At 50.7% G+C, this 6,871-nt stretch carries 4 protein-coding genes and 2 pseudogenes; 4 read left to right on the forward strand and 2 right to left on the reverse strand.

What is annotated here, in order from left to right; translation table 11 throughout:
• Both EII41_RS12980 and EII41_RS14595 read right to left on the reverse strand, forming a co-directional pair.
• Positions 1-236, reverse strand: a pseudogene (locus tag EII41_RS12980) (RNA degradosome polyphosphate kinase); the annotation flags it as partial.
• A gap of 75 nt (positions 237-311) precedes the next feature.
• Positions 312-485 (reverse strand): annotated as a pseudogene (locus tag EII41_RS14595) (ISAs1 family transposase); the annotation flags it as partial.
• Positions 486-711: 226 nt separating this feature from the next.
• On the opposite strand from EII41_RS14595, the gene asnA reads away from it, so the two are divergent.
• The 4 genes from asnA (at position 712) to EII41_RS13005 (ending at position 6,420) form a co-directional block, all read left to right on the forward strand.
• Entirely contained in the window at positions 712-1,746 is a 1,035-nt protein-coding gene (gene asnA / locus EII41_RS12990; protein ID WP_124790929.1) for an aspartate--ammonia ligase, read from the forward strand.
• Between the two features lie 15 nt (positions 1,747-1,761).
• A complete protein-coding gene (locus EII41_RS12995) occupies positions 1,762-3,957 on the forward strand; it encodes a glutamine synthetase III (protein WP_124790930.1) in 2,196 nt (731 codons plus the stop codon).
• Positions 3,958-4,128: 171 nt separating this feature from the next.
• The gene (locus EII41_RS13000; RefSeq protein ID WP_124790932.1) at positions 4,129-6,057 is read left to right on the forward strand and encodes an NAD(+) synthase; all 1,929 of its coding nucleotides are present in this window, start codon (positions 4,129-4,131) and stop codon (positions 6,055-6,057) included.
• A 102-nt stretch (positions 6,058-6,159) separates the two neighbouring features.
• Positions 6,160-6,420 (forward strand): transposase family protein, encoded by a 261-nt coding sequence (locus tag EII41_RS13005; protein WP_124790931.1) that lies wholly within the window; start codon positions 6,160-6,162, stop codon positions 6,418-6,420.
• Positions 6,421-6,871: the final 451 nt, after the last annotated feature.

Here is a 6,871-nt window from a genome sequence, read left to right on the forward strand (position 1 = left end):
AGCGTTTCTTCCGCCAGTCCTACGTCCTCGGCCGTAAAAATCCCCTTCATAATCGTACCGCGATGTTCGGCCACCCGGATTTCGTAGAATTCCTCTAAATTCGACGCATAGATGGACAGGAAACGAATCCGTTCATAGATCGGAAGCGTTTCGTCTGCGGCCTCGAGTAGTACCCGGTAATTAAACGACAGCCAACTGACGTCACGTTTAAAATAGCGATATCCTGTCTCTTCCATCACAGGACAAAGCTACACGATAATTTTGAATTCCCCAATTTCCGAACGACTAACCGCTGCCTCAGAGGTGACGCATTAAAATTGTATGATCATTAGTTGTTGTGGCTTTATTTGAGTGGATTTCTTCTGAATACGAGGGGTTTATGGTTTTATATTCGTCTTTAGTCGCTCTATAATGAGTAAATTAATCTTTTGAATGATATCCATAATCTGCGCCACATTCTTAGTTCGCTTGTGTGAGGCATCGTGTCTTAAATTTTTCTGACAACCTTTTTCAGGACAGGACACGAATCGTTTCATCCGAAAATCAAATCCTCGATTGATCGGGTAGGCCCAAAAAACAGGCATCCGGCATGCCGTATTTCCGGAAGGAATACTACTTTTGTCGGGCGTTAGCGCTTTTTATCGTCTTTACATGGGGATGAGAACGACATCCATCTCCTTAATATACATTAAAACAGAAAACAAGAGTGAGATGAAACTGTACATTCCGGCCAATTACCGGCCGACTTTGGCTTCCGAGGATATGGAAGAGGCTATCAAAATGTTGAAACGGGTCTTTCAGGAAGAACTGGCGGCCACGTTAAACCTGCGACGGGTGACGGCTCCGTTATTCGTTTTTTCAGGTACGGGAATCAATGACGATCTGAACGGCGTTGAGCGCGCCGTATCGTTTCCCATCAAGGACATGAACGATCGTCGTGCCGAAGTGGTGCACTCGCTGGCCAAATGGAAACGGATGAAGCTCGGCTTTTACAATATCCCGCCCGGTCAGGGGCTTTACACCGATATGAACGCGATCCGCGCCGATGAGGAGTTGGACAATATCCATTCGATCTACGTCGATCAGTGGGACTGGGAACGTACGATTCGCCCCGAAGACCGTCACCTCGATTTTCTGCGTATGATCGTCGATCAAATTTATGCCGTCCTCAAGACGGTGGAGGAAAAAACGTACCGCTCTTTTCCGCATATTACACCGTTTCTGCCGGAGAACATCACATACCTGCATGCGGAAGAACTGCTGGCTTCCTATCCCGATATGTCGCCGAAAGACCGGGAGCATGAGGCGGCTAAGAAATACGGTGCGGTTTTTATCATCGGAATCGGGGCGACGCTCTCGAACGGAGAGAAACACGACGGACGCGCTCCGGATTATGACGACTGGTCGACCCAGACGGTTGACGGACACAGGGGACTGAACGGCGACATTATTTTATGGAACCCGATTCTTGACGCACCGCTCGAAATATCGTCGATGGGTATTCGGGTCGACAGGGAAGCGATGCTTCGTCAGCTGGAACTTGAAAATTGTATGGAACGCCGGTCGCTGACGTTTCACAAAGCCTTGCTGAACGGTGAGATACCGCTTTCGATAGGCGGAGGTATCGGGCAGTCGCGCCTGTGCATGTACTTCCTCCGTTGTGCGCATATCGGCGAGGTGCAGGCATCGTTATGGTCGGACGAGATGATCGAACAGTGTAAAGCAAATCATATCATTTTAAAATAAAACGAATCCCGGTTTATGAGTACGCTACGATTTAAAGCAGTAGAAGAAGCTTTCAAGAAGAAAGCGCTGGACGTGCAGGCGCCGGAAGGGTCGATGTCCGAGTTTTACGGAAAGTATGTTTTTACGTATTCCGTCATGAAAAAATATCTGTCTAAAGATACGATCAACGTCATCAAGGACGCTGTGGAAAAGGGACAGACGTTAGACCGCGGCATTGCCGACCATGTAGCCGCGGGCATGAAGATGTGGGCGATGGAGCTGGGCGCCACGCACTACACGCACTGGTTTCAGCCGTTGACGGATGGCACGGCGCAGAAGCACGACTCGTTCATCGATTACGTGGATGGGCCGGGCGAAAGCATTACGGAAGAATTCTCCGGCAAATTGCTGGCGCAGCAGGAGCCCGACGCTTCGAGCTTTCCGAGCGGAGGTATCCGCAGCACGTTCGAAGCACGCGGATATACTGCTTGGGATCCTTCGTCGCCCGCTTTTGTCATGGACGACACATTGTGTATCCCCACCATTTTTATTTCTTATACCGGCGAGGCGCTCGACTTGAAAGCACCGCTGTTGAAGGCCATCAATGCCATCAACAAGGCCGCGACTGACGTGTGTCATTACTTCGATCCGAACGTAAAAAAGGTGTCGTCTTACCTCGGATGGGAGCAGGAATATTTCCTTGTGGACGAAGGGTTTTACGCTACGCGTCCCGACTTGTTGCTGACCGGGCGGACTCTGCTCGGACATGAGTCGGCCAAGAATCAGCAGCTCGAAGATCATTATTTCGGCTCGATTCCGACGCGTGTCACGGCCTACATGAAAGACCTCGAATTTGAAGCCTACAAATACGGCATTCCGCTCAAGACGCGCCACAACGAGGTCGCTCCCAATCAGTTCGAGCTGGCGCCGATCTACAACGAAACGAACCTTTCCATCGATCAGAATCAGTTGATCATGTTGCTGATGAAAAAAGTGGCTCGTCGTCATGGCTTTCGTGTGTTGCTGCATGAAAAACCATTTGCCGGAGTGAATGGTTCCGGTAAGCATTGTAACTGGTCGATCGGTACGGATACGGGCGTGGGACTGCTAACGCCGGGCAAAACGCCGGAAGAGAACCTCCGTTTTATCACTTTTCTCGTCAATACGTTGATGGCTGTTTATAAACACAACGGTCTGCTCAAAGCGTCCATCAGTTCGGCTACGAACGTGCATCGCTTGGGAGCGCACGAGGCGCCGCCGGCCATCATCTCGGCCTTCCTCGGTACTCACATGAACGACATCCTCGACAAGATGGAACGAAGCACGACGGAGAAGGTGATCATCCTTGATAAAAAGAAGAAGCTGCGTCTGGGCATCGCGCATATCCCGGAGGTGCTGCTCGACAATACCGACCGTAACCGTACATCGCCCTTTGCTTTTACGGGCAATCGGTTCGAGTTCCGCGCTGTCGGCTCGTCGGCTAACTGCTCGTCGGCCATGACGGCGCTCAATGCCGCGGTGGCGGCGCAACTGATGGAGTTCAAGGCTTCGGTCGATGCGAAGATCGCGCAAGGCGAGACGAAGGAGCGGGCTATTTTCGAAGTGCTTAAAGAGTATATCCGTATCTCGAAGCCGATTCGTTTCGAGGGCAACGGATACAGTGAGGAATGGCGGAAAGAAGCGAAGAAGCGAGGGTTGAACTGCGAAACGAGTGTGCCCGAAATCTTTCGCATGTACACGAGCCGCGAAAGCGTGGAGATGTTTACCTCGACCGGCGTGATGAACCGTAAAGAGCTGGAAGCACGTAACGAGGTGAAATGGGAGATCTACACGAAAAAGATTCAAATCGAGGCGCGTGTGCTGGGCGATCTGGCCGTCAACCATGTCATCCCGATTGCGACGCGTTATCAGTCGCTACTGCTCGATAATGTGTATAAAATCAAGGCTGTTTATCCTCCCAAGCGGGCGAAAGAACTGGCGTCGATGGACGCTGCGCTGGTCGAAGAAATAGCCGAGCATGTGGGGGTGATCAAACGTAATGTGGATGCGATGATCGAAGCCCGTAAGGTCGCTAACAAGCTCACCGACGAATATGCGAAAGCCGTCGCATACCACGATAAGGTCTGGCCGTATTTCGACGTGATCCGTTACCATGCCGACAAACTGGAACTGATCGTCGACGACGAGATGTGGTCGCTACCGAAATACCGCGAGCTGCTCTTTATCCGATAAGTTTGACAGCGGTGTGTCATAACGGGCGAACTGCTTCGTTGCTCGCATCCTTAGTGCTTTGCGTTTCACCCATTCCGACACACCTAAAAAGGGTGGTCTAAAACATTGTGTTTTATACACCCTCAAAGTGTTCGGACTTTTATTAATTTTGCCGGAAAAAACGATACGATGATGAAATACGGATATGTGAAGGTAGCGGCGGGTGTGCCGCTGGTACGGGTGGCCGATTGCCATTACAATACGGTCGAGATTGAGCAGATGATTCGTCGGGCGGAAGCCCAGGGCGTGCAATTAATCGTGTTCCCGGAACTTTCTGTGACCGGATATACGTGTATGGATTTGTTTATGCAGGATTGCTTGCTGCGTGAAGCCGAACAGGCGCTGCTGGAACTCGTTCGTCGAACGAAAGCCGTTGATGTCGTATGTATTGTAGGCATGCCGCTGGCGGTTGAGAACTGCTTGCTCAATGCGGCAGTCGTTTTCCATCGCGGCGAAATTCTCGGGGTCGTACCGAAAACATACTTGCCCGATTACGGAGAGTTTCAGGAGATGCGGTGGTTCACGTCGGGCGAGGATGTAACGACACGAACTGCTCGTATCGGCGCGACAACCTGCCCGATGGCGCCGCGTTTGCTTTTTACCTCCGGCTCCGTATCCGTGGGAATTGAGATCGGCGAAGACCTCCGGATGCCTGTTCCACCCAGCTCGGTGATGGCTTTACAGGCTGCGAACATCATCCTCAACCTCTCGGCCGATAACGAACAGGCCGGGAAGAACGATGATTTGAAGATGCTGGTCCGACAACAGTCGGCACGTTGTGCGGCGGGCTATGTGTATGCCTCGGCAGGATTCGGGGAGTCGACAACCGACCTGGTCTATGCCGGAAAAGCTTTTATCGCCGAGAATGGGACGATGCTGGGCGAGTCGGATCGTTTTTCATTGAACGAGAAATTGCTCATCAGCGAGATAGATGTCTCTGCGTTGTGCCACGATCGACTCGTGAAGACGAATTTCTCGAAAGGCGCTTCCGTATTGGGCTGTGATGAGCCGCTGTGCGTTTCTTTCCGGCTGCCGGAAGGAAAGGAAACTGCCCTGACACGTCCTATCGATCCGCATCCGTTCGTACCTTCGACCGATGCCGCTTGTGACGAACGTTGTAACGAAATATTCCACATTCAAACGAATGCGTTAGCCAAGCGGTTGGTTCATACGCAGATCAAACATGCCGTGATCGGCGTATCCGGTGGGTTAGATTCTACGCTGGCGCTGATGGCTACGGTGATGACTTTCGATGCCCTCAATCTGCCGCGCAAACAGATTCACGGCGTCACCATGCCGGGCTTTGGGACTACCGGTCGGACGTACCGCAACGCCGTCGCCTTGATGGAAGCGTTGGGCGTCACCATGCACGAGATATCGATTAAAGCCGCTTGTCAACAGCACTTCAAAGACATCGGCCATGACGGCGTGACACAGGATGTGACCTACGAGAACGTGCAGGCACGTGAGCGGACACAGATACTCATGGATTTGGCCAACCTCAAGAACGGACTCGTTATCGGTACCGGCGATTTGTCCGAGCTCGCGCTCGGCTGGGCAACGTATAACGGCGATCACATGTCGATGTATGCCCTTAACGCCAGCATCCCCAAAACGCTCGTCCGCTGTCTGGTCAAGTGGGTCGCGACTCATCGGGTAGGGGAGGCAGCCCGCGAGACCCTTCTCGACATTGCCGATACCCCCGTCAGTCCCGAACTGCTTCTGGCCGCTGCCGACGATACGAATCACCAAAAGACGGAAGACCTTATCGGGCCGTACGAACTGCACGATTTCTTCATCTATCACCTGATGCGCTTTGGTGCATCGCCGGCCAAAATCTTCTTCTTAGCTCGTCAAGCCTTCGGAAAAAGCTATGCGCCCGAAGAGATCAAACGATGGCTGGGAACCTTCGTGCGCCGTTTCTTCGCGCAGCAGTTTAAACGAAACTGCATGCCCGACGGCCCGAAAGTTGGTATCGTCAGTCTCTCGCCACGCGGCGACTGGCGCATGCCCAGCGACGCTTCAGCAGCGCTCTGGCTCAAAGAGGTCGAAAACCTGTAGGGGAACTGTCAGGAGCTTTGTCAGCATACATAAAGGAGGCGTTTTTCGTACTCGTTGCATCCGGCCAGGGCAATCGCATCAAAATAGAGCGATCTTCGGGTTATGGATGTACAAGATTATTTTTCTAAGGTAGAAGATCCACGTGTAGTGGGTCGTTGTAAGCATAAGTTAAGCGATATTCCGGTTATAGCACTTGCGAGTTATCTGTGTGGAGGCGAGGATTATTCGGCCACCAATCCAAACACGTTGAGAAAGTTTGCTTTAGCCATTGTATCCGGGCACAAAGACAAACTATCCTTACGGAAGAGGTTGTTCAAAGCCGCTCTGAATATAGACTATCTCAAAAAGCTTCTTAAGATTTGATGCGGTTGCCCTGATTTGAAACAAGGGCTGTCAGTCAAGAAATCCCCTAAAAATAAAGAGACACTGCAAAACAACGTGGAACAACACATGTATATGCTCGCAAACGCTCCCGAAAGAATGAAGAAGTACTTTAAACATAAGTCAATTCAATATGCGGTATAGGACAATAATAACAAATCACGATATTTATACGTCGGGTTATATCTATCCAAACAGACACGATCTCCAAAATCAAAACTTTTGACGAAGAAATGTACAGGTCGGCTTTGTAAATAAGAAGGCTTTATTTAGTCCCTCCTTAACAATTCATTTTTTTGAATAAAAAGGAATAAAAGTATATTTTTTTCCTTTGACAGAAACCCGTGAAAAATAGAATGCAAAAGATTTTCCTTAATCTTTTCCAGCATTTTCTTTAGATTCCAAGCTGTTGCTGCCATGTAGGCATTAATAT

This window comes from Tannerella forsythia, from assembly GCF_003860135.1.
Lineage (GTDB): Bacteria > Bacteroidota > Bacteroidia > Bacteroidales > Tannerellaceae > Tannerella > Tannerella forsythia_A.